This is a genomic window from Promicromonospora alba (genome assembly GCF_042654905.1).
Classification (GTDB): Bacteria; Actinomycetota; Actinomycetes; order Actinomycetales; family Cellulomonadaceae; genus Promicromonospora; species Promicromonospora alba.
In genome coordinates, this window is sequence record NZ_JBHSFI010000008.1 from 190,397 (window position 1) to 206,326 (window position 15,930).

Below are 15,930 nucleotides of genomic sequence, written 5' to 3' on the forward strand. Positions count from 1 at the left end.
GGTCTCTTGCCCCCGGCCTTTAGGCTAAGGCGGACCAATGCCGCAGGACCCCGGGAGATCACGAGATGCCACTGTTCGAGGTCGATACCCAGCGGCCCCTCCTCGTGACGTCCGCGAACGGCGTGAACGGTGCGGAACCAGGACTCAAGACCACCGCCAACCAGGTGGTCGACTCGCACATCGACGGGCTCCTCGGTGAAGAGGTGTTCCCGATCGCGCAGGGCTCCGGCCCGGACGAGCCGCACCTGCTCGCGCTCGACGCGTCGGGGTCGCCGGTCGTCGTGGAGCTGGTCGCGGACCTTGACCGCGAGAACCTCGCCAAGGCCCTCGACCACGCCGGAGCCGCCGGCCGGCTGACGCGGTCCGACCTCGCAGCGCGCTACAGCGGCGGCGCGAGCTCCTTCCAGCACGACGTCGCAGCGTTCTACGACAGCGTGCCCATCACCCGCACGCAGGCGGGCAAGAACAGCGGCAACGGCGCGCGGCTCATCATCATCTGCCAGAACGCGCCCGACGAGATCCTGAACGCCGTCGACTTCCTGCGCCAGCCCACGATGCCCGTCGAGGTCCTGAAGATGGGCGTCGTGAACTCGAACGACGGCCGCAAGTTCCTCGACGTCTCGCCGCTCGTGGTGCACCTTCCGCCGGGCCTGCCGGCGGCCAAGTCCGCGCCGATCGGCGGGGCCATCACGAGCTCCATGGACAGCTCGGTCAGCAGCTCCATGGACACGGGTGTCACCGGCGGCGTCGCCGGTGGCTCGGCCGCGCCCAAGGACGCGTTCGAGGAGGGCGTCAAGGTCGGCTACGCGCTCACGGGCAAGATGCCGGTCGTCGCCCAGGCACCGCAGGCCCGCGGGCAGCAGGCGCCGCAGTCCCGTGCCGAGCGCGCCGCGCGGCAGACGCCCGTCCGCGCGGACAACCCGACGCCGCTCGCCGACAACCCGGCCTCCGTCCCGACCAATGCGGCGACCGGGCTCCGGTCGAGCCTCCGCGGGGGTGCCACGCGGGGCAGCACGACCGAACGCGCCGCGGCCGGCGGCAAGTCCGAGCGAGTGGCGGGCACCCGCGCCGGCCGCCGCGCGCAGGCCGCCGCCACCTCGCCCGAGACCACGCCGCCGTCCACCACTGGCACCGGCAGTGGCAGCGCGCCGAGCGCGCCGGTCTCCTCCGTACGGCCCGGCACCGAGTCCCGTCCGACGCCGAGCGCCCCGCCGCGGCTGGCGGCCAGCCGTTCCTCGCTCGGCGAGGTCGCCGCCCCGCCGCAGCCCGAGCCGGTCGCTGAGCCGACGCCGTCCGTGCGCCGCCGCTCGCGCACCGACCGGTTCTCGGCGTCCGCCCAGCCCGACGAGTCGACGACGGTCTATCCGCCGTCGGACCCCACGCCGGCCGCCGGACCGACCTACCCGCCGCCGCCCGTGCCGCAGCCGCCGTCGGCCGACGAGAACCTGTGGCAGCCGGGTGCGTACGACAGCGCCCCCGCCTACCCCGCCACGGGCTCGAACGAGCCTGCCGACTTCGACATCACCCAGCCTCGCTACCCCCAGGAGCCCGGGTACAGCGCGGAGTCGAGCTTCGCGCCGGCCTACGACTACACCCCCGAGCCGGCCGCCGGCTACGGCGACCAGAGCGGCTACGGCTACGGCGAGCAGCCCGGGTACGAGGCGCCCTACGTCGACAGCACGGCCCCGGTCGTCACCGAGCAGAACCCGTGGGAGTCCGGCGGCTACATGGCCGGCCCCGACGACGGCTACGGGCAGACGGCGTTCGCGGCGGACCCCTACCCGTCGAGCGCCCCCGAGGCGCCGGCCCGGCCGGTGCCGCCGGGCGAGAGCATCCGGGCCAGCACCCCGATGCTGTTCGAGGAGGAGGACGACCCCGACCTGGAGGCGCTCGCCCGCAGCATCGGCACCCCCACGCGCATCGTGTGGTCGCGCCCGCGCCGCAACCAGCACTTCGAGGCGCTGCTCCTGCCGGACGGCGCCATCGAGCTCGCCAACGGCGCTCGGTACCGCCATCCGGACTCGGCCGCCACGGCGGCGTCGGGCTCGTACACGGCCGACGGGTGGAGCGTGTGGCGCCTCGGCGACACCGGCCCCACGCTGGTCGAGGAGTTCTCCCGCCGGTTCGCCTGAGCCGGAGGTGCAGCGCAGGGTGCGGGCCGAGGAACGAGGAACGCGCCTGGAGCGGAACTGCAGGCTCAGGCGATATCTGTAGAGCCTGAGCCGTCCCCGCCGGTCGAGCTTGCCGAGACCTCAGGCCGACGCGCGCACGACGAGCTCGGGCACGAACGTCTCGGAGCCGCCCGCCGCCGCGCCGTCGTCCGGCTCCTGGGCCTGCCGGAGGGCGGCCAGCAGCAGCCGCGCCATGGCCTCCGCCATGTCCTCGACGGGCTGACGCACCGTCGTCAGCGGCGGATGTGCCTGCGCGGCGACGCTCGAGTCGTCGAACCCGACGACCGCGACGTCGCGCGGTACGTCCCGGCCGGTGGTGCGGAGCGCGGTCGACACGCCGTCCGCCATGAGGTCGTTCGCCGCGAAGACGCCGTCGACGTCCGGCCTGACGGCCAGCAGCGCGCGGACGGCGGCCTCGCCGCCCGGGCGGGTGAAGTCGGCGGTGACCACTTCCGGCTCCGGCAGCCCGGCCTCCCGCACCCCGTCCAGGAACCCCTGGAGCCGCGCGTGCCCGAACGGCGCGTCGGACGGCCCCGCGACCACGGCGAGCCGGGTGCGCCCGGTCCCGACGAGATGCCGCGCGGCGAGGCGGCCTCCTGCGGCCTGGTCCAGGTCGACCCAGGCGACGCCCGGCAGGGTGGTGCGGGTCGACAGCACCAGCGGCACGGCGAGCGCGGCCAGCCGGGCGGGCAGCGGGTCGGCGGAGCTGGACGTGATGAGCAGCACGCCGTCCACGTGCCCCTGCCGCACGTACCGCACGACCTGGTCGTGCGCGGGCGGGTCGGCGGGGATGATCGCGAGGTGGATGTCGCGCGGGCGCAGCACCGTCTGCGCGCCGGCGGTCACCCGCCCCACGTACGGGTCGGTGAAGAGGCGTTCCAGGAACGGGAGCGGGGAGCGCTGCTCCGGCGGCTCCGAGACCACGAGGGCCACCGACCCGGTGCGCCGCGTCACGAGCGACCGGGCGGCGAGGTTGGGCACGTAGCCGGTCTCCTCGATCGCCCGGCGCACGGTCTCGACGATCTCCGGGTCGACGGTGGGCACCTCGTTGATCACCCGCGAAACGGTCGCGCGGGAGACCCCGGCGACGGAGGCCACGGCCTCGAGAGTGGGCCGCCCGGACCGCGGAATCTGCACCCGCCCAGTTATACCCCTTCGTTGAGTGCTGGGTATTTGTGGGCCTGCGGCCTCGAGAGCCGCAAATACCCAGCACTCAACGGGGGTGGGGGTTACTGGTAGACGCGGACGTAGTCGACCAGCATCCTCGACGGGAACGGCGTGCCCGCGTCCGGCGGGCCGGGCCAGTCACCGCCGACGGCGAGGTTGAGGATCATGTAGAAGTCGTGGTCGTAGACCCACGGCCCCCGCGTGGACTCCACGGTGTCCCGGTCGGCGTAGAAGACGTCGCGGCCGTCCAGGGAGAACTGGATGCCCTCGCTGTCCCACTCGGCGGCCCAGGTGTGGAAGCCCGCCGAGATCTTCGAGCCGTCCGGCAGGCTGTACCCGCCGCCGTAGCCGCCGCCACCGTTGTACGCGGGGGCGTGCAGCGTCGAGTGGGCGCGGGTCGGGTCCTGGCCGATGAACTCCATGATGTCGATCTCGCCGTTGTACGGCCACGGGCGGCCGTCCAGGAAGTCGGAGCCCATCATCCAGAACGCGGGCCACAGGCCCCGGCCCTCCGGCACCTTGACGCGGGCCTCAAACCGGCCGTACTGGGTGTTGAACGTGCCCGACGTGTTCATCCGGTGCGACGTGTACTGACGCCCGTCGCGGTCCTCGCGGCGCGCCTCGAGCACGAAGTTGCCCTGGCCGTCGTGGAACCCGTTGCCGCTCGGGGTGTACACCTCCAGCTCGTTGTTCGCGGGCAGCCCCGGGTCGATCGTCCAGCGGGAGGCGTTGGCGGGGGTGCCGGCGGCGCCGTCGAACTCGTCGCTCCACACCAGGTCGAGGTCGTCGAAGTTCGGGTCGGCAGGCTCGGCCGGGGGAGCGGTGGGCGCGCCGCCGGTGCCGTAGACCTGGAACTCCCACAGCGAGTAGCCGTACGGGCCGCTGCGGTCACGCATGTGCACGCGCACGTGCCGGCCGTCGGCGTTCAGCGGGATCGCCTGCTTGAAGCCCGTGCCGCCGGTGGTGGTGTGCACGGTGCGCCAGGTGCTCCCGTTGTCGGACACCTCGATGTCGAAGACGGTGGCGAACGCGGGGTCCCACTGCAGCACCACGCTGCTGATGTGCGCGGCGGCGCCGAGGTCCACGGCGATCCAGCCGTCGTCGACCCAGCCCGTGTCGGGGTTGACTGCCCAGCGGCTGGCCGGGTCGAGGTCGAACGCCTTGTCGGGGCCGCAGAGCCAGCACGTGCCGTCGTTCTGCGAGCTGGAGGCGCTGCCGGCCTTGTCGTACGAGAGCAGGGTCGTGTCGCCGGGCTGCCCGACGCCGCCGGCGCCGAGCACCTGCAGCTCCCACAGGGACACGCCCCACTGCGTGGCGCGCTGCGTGACCCACAGGCGCAGGTAGCGGCCGCTGCCGTCGACGTCGAGGTTCTGGTCCCCGCCCGTGCCGGTGGTGGTCGAGTAGATGGTGGACCAGGTGCTGGCGTCGTTCGAGACCTCGATGCGGAAGCCGGACGCGTACGCCGCCTCCCAGTCGAGGACCACCCGGTCGATCGCCTGGACGGACCCCAGGTCGACGCGGATCCACTGGTTGTCGGCGGCGGTGCTGGACCAGCGGGTGCCCGGATCGCCGTCGACGGCGTTGGCCCCGGTGCTCCAGGCGAACTCGGTGCTGGACGTGGTGACGGGCCGGCCCTGGGAGAGCGGCTCGTCGGCGGCTGCCGCGAGCGGTACCTGGGTGAGCGCACCCAGGGCCAGCAGGGCCGCGGCGGATGTCGCGGCCACGAGCAGGCGGAGTTGTCTGCGCATTTTGACGTGCTCCTTCGAACGTCGGACGTGCACGGGTCGAGCGCGAGAGAGCGCTCTCTCACACTGTCGCGGGCGCGGCGTCCCGAGGTCAAGGGTTTCGCGACAACTCGCTGACAACTCTGTAAGTGGCGACCTGTCAGACGCAGCCGGACGTGTCAGACGCACGGGTCACAGGGATGACCTGTACGTCTGACACGTCCGGCTAGGTCTGACAGGTGGGCAGGTTACGGGCGGACGACGACCTTGCCGAACTGATCACCCGCGGCGAGGCGGGCCAGGCCGTCGGCGGCCCGGGCGAGCGACACCTCGGCGTCGATCACCGGGCGCGCTCCGGTGCGGGCGCAGAACCGGGCGAGCGCCCCCAGGTCGTCGCGCGAGCCCATGGTGACGCCCTGCACCCGGATCTCCTGGAAGAAGACGCGGGTCAGCTCGGCCGGGGGAGCATCGCCGGACGTCGCCCCGCAGACCAGCACCGAGCCGCCGGGACGCACCGAGCGGATCGAGTGGGCCCACGTCGCCTGACCCACCGACTCCAGCACGGCGTCGACGCGCGCGGGCAGGCGCGCGCCCGTCTCCACCGCACCCGCTGCGCCCAGCGCGACGGCCCGCTCGCGCTTCTCCGCGGAGCGCGAGGTCACCCAGACCTCCAGGCCGGCCGCCGCTCCGAGGGTGATCGCCGCGGTCGCGAGGCCGCCGCCGGCACCCTGCACGAGCACGCTGGCACCCGGCTTGAGCCCGCCCGCCGTGAAGAGCATGTTGTACGCGGTGAGCCACGCCGTCGGCAGGCACGCCGCCTCCTCGAACGACAGCTCGGCGGGCTTGGGCACGAGGTTCGCCGTCGGCACCGAGACCCGCTCGGCGAGGGTTCCGGGGTAGCGCTCGGAGAGAAGCGAACGCGACTCCTTCGGCCCGACGCCGTGCCCGTCGGTGCCGATGACGCCGTGCACGAGCACCTCGGTGCCGTCCGGCGTCACGCCGGCGGCGTCGGTGCCGAGGATCATCGGCAGCTGCTGTTCCCGCAGGCCCACACCGCGCAGCGACCACAGGTCGTGATGGTTCAGGCTCGCGGCCCGGACCTCCACGGTGGTCCAGTGCTCAGCGGCCTCTGGTTCGGGGCGGTCACCCACCTCTAGGCCGTCGAGCGGGCTGTCGGGCGAGAAGCTGGTCACGTAGGCGGCAAGCATGCGGCGACCCTAGCCGACGCCCGACCAGCCGGCCGGGACGGTGCCCAGCCGCACGCGCTGCGGGTGGTCGCCCACCGGCACCGACGCGATCTTCTGCCCGGTCTCGAAGTCGATCGACGTCACCTGGTCGGACCCGGACTCGGACACGACGCACGCCTGGCCATCACCGGTCACCGTCGACCAGTACGGCTTGTCGACGTCGACCAGCGGCCCCGTCTCGAGCGTCGCCCGGTCCACGACCACCGCGTAGTCGTCCATGGTCCCGGCCACGCACAGGTGCTCGCCCGACGGCTGCATGGTCAGGCCGTGGTGCCTCGAGTCGTTGACCATGTCGGTGCGTGGCCCGTCGAACACGCCGGGCAGCGTCTTGGTCCGCGTGATCCGGTCGGTCGCCACGTCGTACTCCAGGAACCCGCCGAAGAACGACACCTGGAAGTACAGCTTCGACTCGTCCGGGCTGAACGTGGCGGGGCGTACGGCGTCGGAGAGGTGGCTCAGGCCCGCGTCGTCGAGCCTGTCGCGCATGTCGATCTCGCGCACCACCTCGAACGTCTCGGCGTCGGCGACCGTGATCACCCGGTCACCCTTGAGGAAGTCGAGCACCGGGTCGTCGAGGCCGTTGTTGACCTCACCGATCGACATGTTCCAGAGCAGGCCGTCGGACGTGTAGACGTTCTCGTGCGGCTTGTCGCCGGTGGGGAACGAACCGGCCTCCACGCCGGTCTCGATGTCCAGCACGTGCACGCGGTTGCCGGTCGACGCCGAGACGGCGACCTGCGTGCCGTCGGGGGAGACGGCCATGTGGTCGGCCCGCACGCCCGCGACCTGGAACCGCCACTCGATCTCGCCGGTGGCGAGGCTGATGGAGACGACGTCGGCGAAGCTCGGCCGGGACACCACCAGCGACGAGCCGTCGGGCGTGGTGTACATGTCGTCGGCGAACTGGTCGTTGCCCTCGCCGACGGTCTGGCGGATGACGAGGAAGGCCGCGAGCCGGATCGGGTCGCGGTAGATCTCGCGCATCCGCTGGTCACGGTCGGGGATGACGTTGATCTCGCCGACCGGCGCGAGGTCGGGGCCCGAGGACAGCACGGACGCGGTGCCGTCCCAGTTGTTGGCGACGAACAGGACCTCTTGCGGAGCGGAGTCGGCCTGCGCGGGCGCGGCGACGGCCGCGCCGGACGCCATGAGGCCGAGCGAAGCCAGGATGGAGAGAGCACGGCGAGTTCTCACTGAACGCTCCTCTTCGTCGAGCTGATCCGCGGTGATCAGCTCGACGAAGGCTACTGGAGATGGGTTCAGTAAAGAAGGGTCGCCCGGCGGATCAGCTGGCGGCGACGTCGAACATCCAGGAGATGCCGAACTTGTCGGTGAGCTGGCCGTAGTAGTCGCCCCACGGTGCGAGCGCGAACGGCTCGCCCGGGGTGGCGCCGTCGGACAGCTTCTCGTAGGCGCTCTTGATGTAGTCGTGGTCCTCGGGCCCGCCGGTCAGGGCGACGGTGACACCCGCGGAGGGCGCCACGTACTCCATGAACGACGGCGTGTCCGACGCCATGATCGTGAGGCCGCCCGGCGTGTCGAGCTGCCCGTGCATGACGAGGTCCTTGTCCTCGTCGGGAGTGGGCATCCCCTCCATCGGGGTCCCACCGAAGGTGCTGACGTCGAGCTCGCCGCCGAGCACTGACTGGTAGAAGTCCAGGGCAGCCTTCGCCTCGGACCGGAAGCTGAGGTACGGGTTGAGCTTTGCCATACGGCCACGCTAAGCCTGGGACCGGCTGCCCGCTCGATGGTTACCCGAGGAACTCACTGACCATCGGGCCGATCTGGTCGGCCTCGACCAGGAACCCGTCGTGGCCCACGTCGCTCGTGACGATCCGCAGCGGCTCCGCGTTCGGGATCCACCGGGCGAGCCGTGCGGACTGCGCGGGCGGGAACAGGCGGTCGCTGTCCACGGCCACCACCAGGGTCCGGGCGGTGATCTGGCTGAGCGCCGCCTCGACGCCGCCACGGTCGCGGCCCAGGTCGTGCGACAGCATCGACTCGGTGAGCACCACGTAGGAGTTGGCGTCGAACCGGCGCGCGAGCTTGTCGCCCTGGTGCTCCAGGTACGACTGCACGGCGAACCGGCCGCCCGCGAACGGGTCCTCCCCGCCCTGCGGCAGCCGGCCGAACCGCCGGTCCAGCTCGTAGCTCGTCCGGTACGTCGTGTGCGCGATCTGGCGCGCGATGCCGAGGCCGGTGTGCGGGCCGTCGTCGTCCGCGGCGGAGTAGTAGTCGCCGTCGCGGAAGCGGGGATCCATCCGGATCGCGGCGAGCTGCGGGTGGGACCACGCGATCTGGTCGCCGCCGGTCTGGGCGGTCGTGGCGATGGCGCCGACGTTCCGCACCTCGATGCCCGCCTCCGGCCCCAGCAGCGCCCACTCCAGCACTCGCAGGCCGCCCATGGACGCGCCGACCACGAGGTCCCAGGACCGGATGCCGAGCTCGCGGGTCAGAGCGATCTCGACGGCGACCTGGTCGCGCGTGGTGATGTACGGGAACCGACCACCCCACGGGCGCCCGTCGTGCGCGAGGGACGACGGGCCGGTGGTGCCCTGACAACCGCCGAGCGCGTTGGGCGCCACCACGAAGTACCGGTCGGTGTCGATGGGCTTGCCGGGGCCCACCATGTCGCCCCACCAGCCGTCGGTCACGTGCCCCGGCCCGGCCTCGCCCGTGACGTGCGAGTCACCGGTGAGGGCGTGCAGCACCAGCACGGCGTTGGAGCCGTCGGCGTTCAGCGTGCCCCACGTCTCGTAGGCCACGCGGACGGCGGGCAGCCGCCCGCCGGCCTCCAGGTCGAACGCGCCGACGTCGGCGAACAGCCGGTGCCCGGGGTCGTCGTCCTCGCGCCAGGCGCCGCTCGCGGGCACGGGGGGCTTGCTGCGGGAACGTGAGTCCCTGCCGAGCGCGCCGTCCGGCACGGGGACGAGAGCGCCGTCCGGCGCCGGGAAGGGCACGAGCGTCGAGCGGACCTGTTGGTCCGGGACGTCGTGCGCGGCCTTCGGGGTGGTGATGGCCATGTTCTCTCCTGCGGCTCTGGGTGCTGAGCTCGGGGTGGTGGGCCCCGGCGCGGACGGCGTCGTCACATCGCTGCTACTTCGTCTCCTGGCCCAGCTGGCCCTTGGCCGCGGTGAAGCCCAGCTCGAGGTCGGCCAGGACGTCCTCCACGTTCTCCAGGCCGACGGCCAGCCTGACGAGGCCGGGAGTGACCCCCGACAGCGCCTGCTCCTGGGGCGTGAGCTGCGAGTGCGTGGTGGACGCCGGGTGGATCACGAGCGACCGGACGTCGCCGATGTTCGCCACGTTGGAGTGCAGCTCCAGGGCGGACACGAACGCCTGGCCGGCCTCGGCGCCGCCGTCGAGCTCGAAGGCGAGCACCGCCCCGGCACCCTTGGGCGCGTACTTCTGGGCGTTCGCGTGCCACGGCGAGCTCGGCAGGCCCGCGTAGTGGACCGCGCGGACGTCGTCCCGGGCCTCCAGCCACCGCGCGACGTGCTGCGCGTTGGCGACGTGCCGCTCGATCCGCAGCGACAGCGTCTCGATGCCCTGGGCGAGGAGGAACGCGTTGAACGGCGAGACCGCCGCACCGAGGTCGCGCAGGAGCTGGACCCGGGCCTTGAGGACGAATGCGAGGTTCGCCCCGAGCGCGGAGCCGACGCCGAGGTCGCGCGCGAAGACCAGGCCGTTGTAGCTCGGGTCCGGCGTGTTGAAACCGGGGAAGCGCTCCGGGTCGGCGGCGAAGTCGAACCGGCCGCCGTCGACGATCACGCCGCCGATGGCGCTGCCGTGGCCGCCCAGGTACTTGGTCGCCGAGTGCACGACGATGTCGGCGCCGTGCTCGAACGGGCGGATCAGGTACGGCGTCGCGACGGTGTTGTCGACGATCAGCGGGACGCCCGCCTCGTGCGCCGCCGCCGCGACGCCCTCGATGTCGAGGACGTCGGCACGCGGGTTCGGGATCGTCTCGCCGAAGAACGCCTTGGTGTTCGGGCGGACGGCGGCGCGCCACGCGTCGAGGTCGTGCGGGTCGTCCACGAACGTGGTCTCGATCCCGAACTTCGGCAGCGTGTGGTGGAGCAGGTTGTACGTGCCGCCGTAGAGGCTGGCGGAGGCGACTATGTGGTCGCCCGCCTCGGCGAGGTTGAGGATCGCGAGCGACTCCGCGGCCTGGCCAGAGGCGACGAGGAGGGCGCCGACGCCGCCCTCGAGGCTCGCGAGCCGGTCCTCCACCACCTGCTGCGTCGGGTTGCCGATGCGCGTGTAGATGGGGCCGAGGTCCTTGAGCGCGAACCGGTCGGCGGCCACCCCGGCGTCGGGGAACACGAACGACGTCGTCTGGTAGATCGGCAGGGCGCGGGCGCCCGTGGTGGGGTCCGGCTCCTGGCCGGCGTGGATCTGGCGCGTCTCGAACGACCACTGGGGCTGAGTCATGGCTCTCCTGCTTCCTGGTGCTGATGGCGAACATCTGGCGGATCTGACCGAGAGGTGCCGCGGCGTGCCCCGAGGGGCCTGCGCATCAAGAGGTGGTCCGCGGCGGGGGAGGCGCGCACGCGGGAGTCGGCCGGAAAAGGCCGAGGGCAGGCGAACGTGCGCTGGTTCAGCAACAACACATTCGACGAGTCATGTTGTGACCGTAGACGGCGTCGGACCGCGCCGATAGTCATGTCTTAGATGGTGAGATTCGAAAATGAGACAGGACCGAAAAGTGCTCCGGTAGCGCAAATCTGCGCCGTGAGCCACATTGGAGCGTGGCACGGGAGTGATTCACGAGGTCTGCGCAAGGCGACACGCCGGAACAGCGCTGATCGGGAAGGTGATCATGGGGCGAATCCGAGGTCTGGACGAGGCAAGGCACGGACATGGCGGGGTGCTGGCGCTCCGTGCTCTGGGGGCCGCGGTGCTCGCGCTCGGTCTGGTCATCCCGTGGGGGCCCACCGCAGAGGCCAACCCGCCCGCCGATCCGCCGTCGGCCGAGGAGGCCCAGGCGGCCCGTGACGCGGTAGCGTCAGGCACGCTGGACGTCCGGCAGGCTGAGGCCGCGCTCGGCGCGCTCCGTACGGAGCTCGCGGCGGCCCAGGTCCGCGTCCAGGTGGCAGCCGCCGACTACGCGGAGGCGCAGCAGGCCGCCGAGCAGGCCGAGCAGGAGGTGGCCGCCGCCCGCACCGCCGCCAGGAAGGCGCACAAGGGTGAGGTGGCGGCGCGGTCAGGTCTGGCGGAGGTGTACCGGGCGTCGGCGCGGGACGCCGACCTGGGCTCGCTGGACATCGCCTTCCAGGCCGACTCGGTCCCGGACATGGTGGGTCGCAGCGCCGTGGAGCGCGCGGTCCAGCGCAAGCTCGGCGGGGCCATGGCCGAGTACCAGCAGGCGCGCGCGACGTCGGAGTCCGCGGACGCCCGGTGGAGCGCGGCGAAGAAGCAGCGCGACAAGGCTGCCGAGCAGGCGCAGACGGCGTTCGACGCCGCCCAGGCCGCCGCGGCCGACCTCGCGGCGCGCACCCAGGCGGCCGAGGTGGAACGCAGGGCGCTGGTCGAGCGCCTCGCGCAGCTGCGGCAGACCAGCGTCGAGATCGAGAACGAGCGGGAGGCGGCGCGGGCCGCCGCGGCGGAGGCCGCCCGCGAGGCAGCGGCGAAGGCGGAGCTCGAACGGCGGCAGGAGGCCAGGGCCGAGGCGGCCGCCGTGGCCACGGTGCGTACGGAGCGGCCCGGCGGCGGGTCGGCGGACGGCGGCGGCGCCGGGCCGGAGGCCGAGCCTGCCCCCGCGCCGGCCCCTGCACCGAGGCCCGCACCCGCCGGCCCGTCCACGCCGGGTGCGACGACGGGTTCGGAGGGCCTGGGGATCGGCGCGGTGGCCTGGGCGCGGACCAGGCTCGGCGCGCCGTACCTGCTCGGCGCCGCAGGCCCTTCGGCGTACGACTGCTCGGGGCTGACGATGATGTCGTGGGCGAGCCAGGGCGTGAACATCACCCGCACGTCGCGGTCGCAGTATCTCGCCGTCGGCAAGGTGGACTACGGCTCGCTCCGGCCGGGCGACCTCGTCTTCTACGGTTCGGACCCGGGCGACCCTGCGTCGATCTACCACGTGGCGATGTACACGGGCGGCGGCATGATGATCGAGGCGACGCTGCCCGGACACCCTTTGTCGGAGAACCCGCTCCGACTCACCAACGCGATGCCCTACGCGGGCCGCCCGTAGGCCGCGAAGTAGAGCGCCTGTCCGATTCTCCTCGGTGAAGCCGGGAGACTCGGACAGGCGCTCTACTTCGCGGCCGGACGCTCAGTGCTTGTCGTAGTAGCCCGTGTCCTTGGCGCGCTGGATCGAGCGAACGATCTCGGCCTCGGCGTCGGAGCGGCCCACCCAGTGGGCGCCCTCGACGGACTTGCCCGGCTCGAGGTCCTTGTAGACCTCGAAGAAGTGCTGGATCTCCAGGCGGTGGAAGTCCGAGACGTCGTCGATGTCCTGGCGCCACGCCGCGCGCTGGTCACCCGTCGGCACGCAGAGCACCTTGTCGTCGCCGCCCGCCTCGTCGCGCATGCGGAACATGCCGAGTGCGCGGCACTTGATCAGGCAGCCGGGGAACGTGGGTTCCTCCAGGAGCACCAATGCATCCAGGGGGTCGCCGTCTTCGCCGAGGGTGCCCTCGATGAAGCCGTAGTCGTCCGGGTAGCGCGTCGAGGTGAAGAGCATGCGGTCGAGGCGGATGCGTCCGGTCTCGTGATCCACCTCGTACTTGTTCCGCTGACCCTTGGGGATCTCGATCGTGACGTCGAACTCCACGCCGATGTGCTCCAGTTCTCGAAGATGGTCGCCGAAGTGTCTTACCGCGGCGGCGGCCTTGCGCCTGTCCAGTGTGCCATGTGTCCCGTGTCGCGACCGTTACCTGTGGTCAGCACCACTCTCTGCGTTCGGCATAATTCGCAGCGTGCGCACAAGCGCGCGCGAACCGGCCACGCGAGCGGGTGAAATTTCCCATGGATCGCCGTTGCCGTACCCGCCGCATGGTTTGCCGCCACTAGAGTTGGCTATGGCTTTTACATGACGATCGAGAGGATGCCCATGGAGTGGGGGTTGCGCTCCGGCGCTGCCGTCGCCGCGGTCGTCGCACTGTTCGGTGGGTACCTGGTCGCCGACGCGTACGACGTCGTTCCCGGCATGCTCACCATGGCCGAGCCCTGGCCTGAGCCGAGCCCCTTCCCGTCCCCGCCCGGTGCCGTCGAGGGGCCGGCTCCCGCCGCGCTCCTCGAGAGCCTTCCCGAGGACGCACCGGTCCCGGACAGCGTCGAGATGCAGCGCCTCGTGACCGGCCTGGCCAAGGACAAGCGGCTCGGGTCCCGGGTCGGCGTAGTGGTGGCGGACGGCCTGTCGGGCACCGTGCTGGGCTCGTCGAGCCCGGACAAGCTCATGACCCCCGCGTCCACCCAGAAGCTCTTCACGGGTGTCGCCGCGCTCTCGTCGGGCATCGCGAGCTCCACGCTCGACACCAAGGCGGTCCTCGTCGACGACAACACGGTCGTCCTGGTGGGCGCCGGCGACATGATGCTCTCGGCCGGCGAGGGCGATCCCGACGTGGTGAACGGGCGTGCGGGCCTCGCCGACCTCGCGCAGCAGGTCGCCGCCAAGGTGAAGGTCGACGGCACCACCGAGGTCCGGGTCGCGCTCGACGACACGCTCTTCACCGGTGACGACATCGCCCCGACCGTGGCCAGCCCGGACATCGCTGCCGGTTACGTGGCGCCCGTCTCGTCGGTCGGCATCAACGTCGGCCTGTTGTCCGACGGGTACGGCGACAACGGGCCCCGCGCGTCCGACCCCGGTAAGTACGCCGCCGAGGCCTTCTCCGCGGCGCTGGAGAAAGAGGGCCTCAAGACCGCAGGTGCCGTGATCGACGCGAGCGCCCCGGACGACGCCCGCGTGCTCGGCCAGGTCAGCTCCGCTCCGCTGGCGGAGGTCGTCGGGTTCGCCATGCAGTACTCGGACAACACGATCACCGAGGTGCTCGGACGTCTCGTCGCGGTGGACGCGGGCCTGCCCGGCTCGAACGACGGAGCCACACAGGCGGTGATCGCGCGTGCGAAGGAGCTCGGCGTCGACATGACCGGCGCGCGGCTGCGCGACTGCTCCGGGCTCGCCGACGGTTCGTACCTGAGCCCGCAGCAGCTCGTGGACCTGCTCGGGGTGATGGTCGACCCCGCACACCCGACGCTGCGCAGCGAGGCGGTAGGCATGCCGATCGCGGGCCTGACGGGCACGCTCGACAGCGGCCACGGCCGGTTCACCGGGACCAACTCGGCTCGTGGGGTGGCACGTGCCAAGACCGGCAGCCTGCCCAAGGTGCGGGCGCTCTCCGGCACGGTGGTCACCGCCGACGACCGGCTGCTCGTCTTCACGGTCCTCGCCGACTCGATCCCCGCGAACGAGACGGTCGGCGCCACGTGGATCTACGACAGCTTCGTCGGTGACCTCGCCGCGTACTCGGTCCAGGGCTGACGCCCCGTCCACCGGGACCGTTACCGTGGTCCGGTGACCCAGGCATCCACCGCCCCGCAGGTCGTCGACTGGTCGGCCGCAGCACAGATCGCCGGGCGGCTCGCCGCGCCCGGGCCGCAGGCGCCACGGGACGAGCTCGACTCCCTGGTGAGCGGCCTGCGCGCCGCGGCAGGAGACGCCGTCGGGCACGTGCTGGAGACCACGCGCATGGTGCCGCACGGTGGCGGGTCGACGCTGAGCCCCGTCGTGGTCGTGGACCGCGCGACCTGGGCGCGCGCGAACACGCAGTCCATGGCCGCCATGACCGAGGGGATCGGGGCGGTCGTCGCCGAGATCTCCAAGGGCGCCACGTCGCCCGGCGCACAGCTGGCCGGCGCCGCCGAGATCGGTGCGGTCCTCGCCCTCCTCAGCGGGCGGGTGCTTGGCCAGTTCGACCCGTACTCCGCCCCGGGCCGGCTCCTTCTCGTGGCCCCGAACGTGCTGCAGGCCGAGGCGGCACTGCGCGTCCCGGTGCGCGACTTCCGCCTGTGGGTCTGCCTGCACGAGCAGACCCACGCCCTGCAGTTCGGCGCGGCACCGTGGCTCGCCGGGCACCTCAGCGGGCGCACGCAGCAGCTGATCACCGGCATGGCGCGGACCTCGGCAGAGCTGGCCAAGGCCCGGTTCGACAAGAAGGTCGTCGCGATCGGCCGAAACGTCCTCGCCACGCTGCGCGGCGAGAACGGCACCATCATCGACGGCATGCTCACGCACGAGCAGAAGGACGAGCTCGCCGACATCACCGCGGTCATGGCCCTCCTGGAGGGGCATGCGGACGTGATGATGGACGCCGTCGGGCCGCGGGTCGTGCCGTCCGTGCGCCGCATCCGCGCGCGGTTCGAGCGGCGGCGCGACGGCGAGGGGCGCAACACCTTCGACGTGGTGGTGCAGAAGCTGCTGGGCATGGACGCGAAGCTCGCCCAGTACCGCGACGGCGCGGTCTTCGTGCGCGCCGTCGAGCGGTCGGTGGGACGCGCCGGGCTCAACGCGGTGTGGGCCGCCCCGGAGAACCTGCCCACCGCGCGGGAGATCGCCGACGCCCGCGCGTGGGTGCGCCGGGTGCACGGATGAGGACGCCGGCCGCCGCGCGGCTC

12 protein-coding genes are annotated in these 15,930 nt (G+C 72.3%); 4 read left to right on the forward strand and 8 right to left on the reverse strand.

Annotated features, from left to right (window positions below):
• The first annotated feature begins 65 nt into the window (after positions 1-65).
• Entirely contained in the window at positions 66-2,132 is a 2,067-nt protein-coding gene (locus ACFO6V_RS23470) for a restriction system modified-DNA reader domain-containing protein (protein WP_377140184.1), read from the forward strand.
• Positions 2,133-2,252: 120 nt separating this feature from the next.
• Here ACFO6V_RS23470 and ACFO6V_RS23475 read toward each other — a convergent pair whose 3' ends face one another.
• The 7 genes from ACFO6V_RS23475 to ACFO6V_RS23505 form a co-directional block, all read right to left on the reverse strand.
• Entirely contained in the window at positions 2,253-3,269 is a 1,017-nt protein-coding gene (locus ACFO6V_RS23475) for a LacI family DNA-binding transcriptional regulator (protein ID WP_377140186.1), read from the reverse strand.
• A 131-nt stretch (positions 3,270-3,400) separates the two neighbouring features.
• Positions 3,401-5,086 carry a discoidin domain-containing protein gene (locus ACFO6V_RS23480; protein ID WP_377140188.1) on the reverse strand — a complete coding sequence of 562 codons (1,686 nt, stop codon included), beginning with the start codon at positions 5,084-5,086 and terminating at the stop codon, positions 3,401-3,403.
• 224 nt (positions 5,087-5,310) lie between these two features.
• Positions 5,311-6,270, reverse strand: a complete 960-nt coding sequence (locus tag ACFO6V_RS23485; RefSeq protein ID WP_377140191.1) for a zinc-binding dehydrogenase — start codon at positions 6,268-6,270, stop codon at positions 5,311-5,313.
• A 9-nt stretch (positions 6,271-6,279) separates the two neighbouring features.
• Positions 6,280-7,503, reverse strand: coding sequence for a YncE family protein (locus ACFO6V_RS23490; RefSeq protein ID WP_377140194.1), 1,224 nt, complete (start codon positions 7,501-7,503; stop codon positions 6,280-6,282).
• A gap of 91 nt (positions 7,504-7,594) precedes the next feature.
• Complete coding sequence (locus ACFO6V_RS23495; protein WP_377140197.1) at positions 7,595-8,020, reverse strand: VOC family protein; 426 nt, start codon at positions 8,018-8,020, stop codon at positions 7,595-7,597.
• 40 nt (positions 8,021-8,060) lie between these two features.
• Positions 8,061-9,332, reverse strand: a complete 1,272-nt coding sequence (gene metX, locus ACFO6V_RS23500; protein WP_377140200.1) for a homoserine O-acetyltransferase MetX — start codon at positions 9,330-9,332, stop codon at positions 8,061-8,063.
• A 73-nt stretch (positions 9,333-9,405) separates the two neighbouring features.
• The gene (locus tag ACFO6V_RS23505; RefSeq protein ID WP_377140203.1) at positions 9,406-10,743 is read right to left on the reverse strand and encodes a bifunctional o-acetylhomoserine/o-acetylserine sulfhydrylase; all 1,338 of its coding nucleotides are present in this window, start codon (positions 10,741-10,743) and stop codon (positions 9,406-9,408) included.
• Positions 10,744-11,131: 388 nt separating this feature from the next.
• On the opposite strand from ACFO6V_RS23505, the gene ACFO6V_RS23510 reads away from it, so the two are divergent.
• Entirely contained in the window at positions 11,132-12,505 is a 1,374-nt protein-coding gene (locus ACFO6V_RS23510) for a C40 family peptidase (RefSeq protein WP_377140206.1), read from the forward strand.
• 81 nt (positions 12,506-12,586) lie between these two features.
• On the opposite strand, the gene ACFO6V_RS23515 is transcribed toward ACFO6V_RS23510, so the two are convergent.
• The gene (locus ACFO6V_RS23515) at positions 12,587-13,087 is read right to left on the reverse strand and encodes an inorganic diphosphatase (protein WP_108493354.1); all 501 of its coding nucleotides are present in this window, start codon (positions 13,085-13,087) and stop codon (positions 12,587-12,589) included.
• 258 nt (positions 13,088-13,345) lie between these two features.
• Here ACFO6V_RS23515 and dacB point away from each other — a divergent pair, with 258 nt between their 5' ends.
• Both dacB and ACFO6V_RS23525 read left to right on the forward strand, forming a co-directional pair.
• Complete coding sequence (gene dacB, locus ACFO6V_RS23520; protein WP_377140209.1) at positions 13,346-14,797, forward strand: D-alanyl-D-alanine carboxypeptidase/D-alanyl-D-alanine endopeptidase; 1,452 nt, start codon at positions 13,346-13,348, stop codon at positions 14,795-14,797.
• Positions 14,798-14,830: 33 nt separating this feature from the next.
• A complete protein-coding gene (locus ACFO6V_RS23525; protein ID WP_377140212.1) occupies positions 14,831-15,907 on the forward strand; it encodes a zinc-dependent metalloprotease in 1,077 nt (358 codons plus the stop codon).
• Positions 15,908-15,930 lie beyond the last annotated feature (23 nt).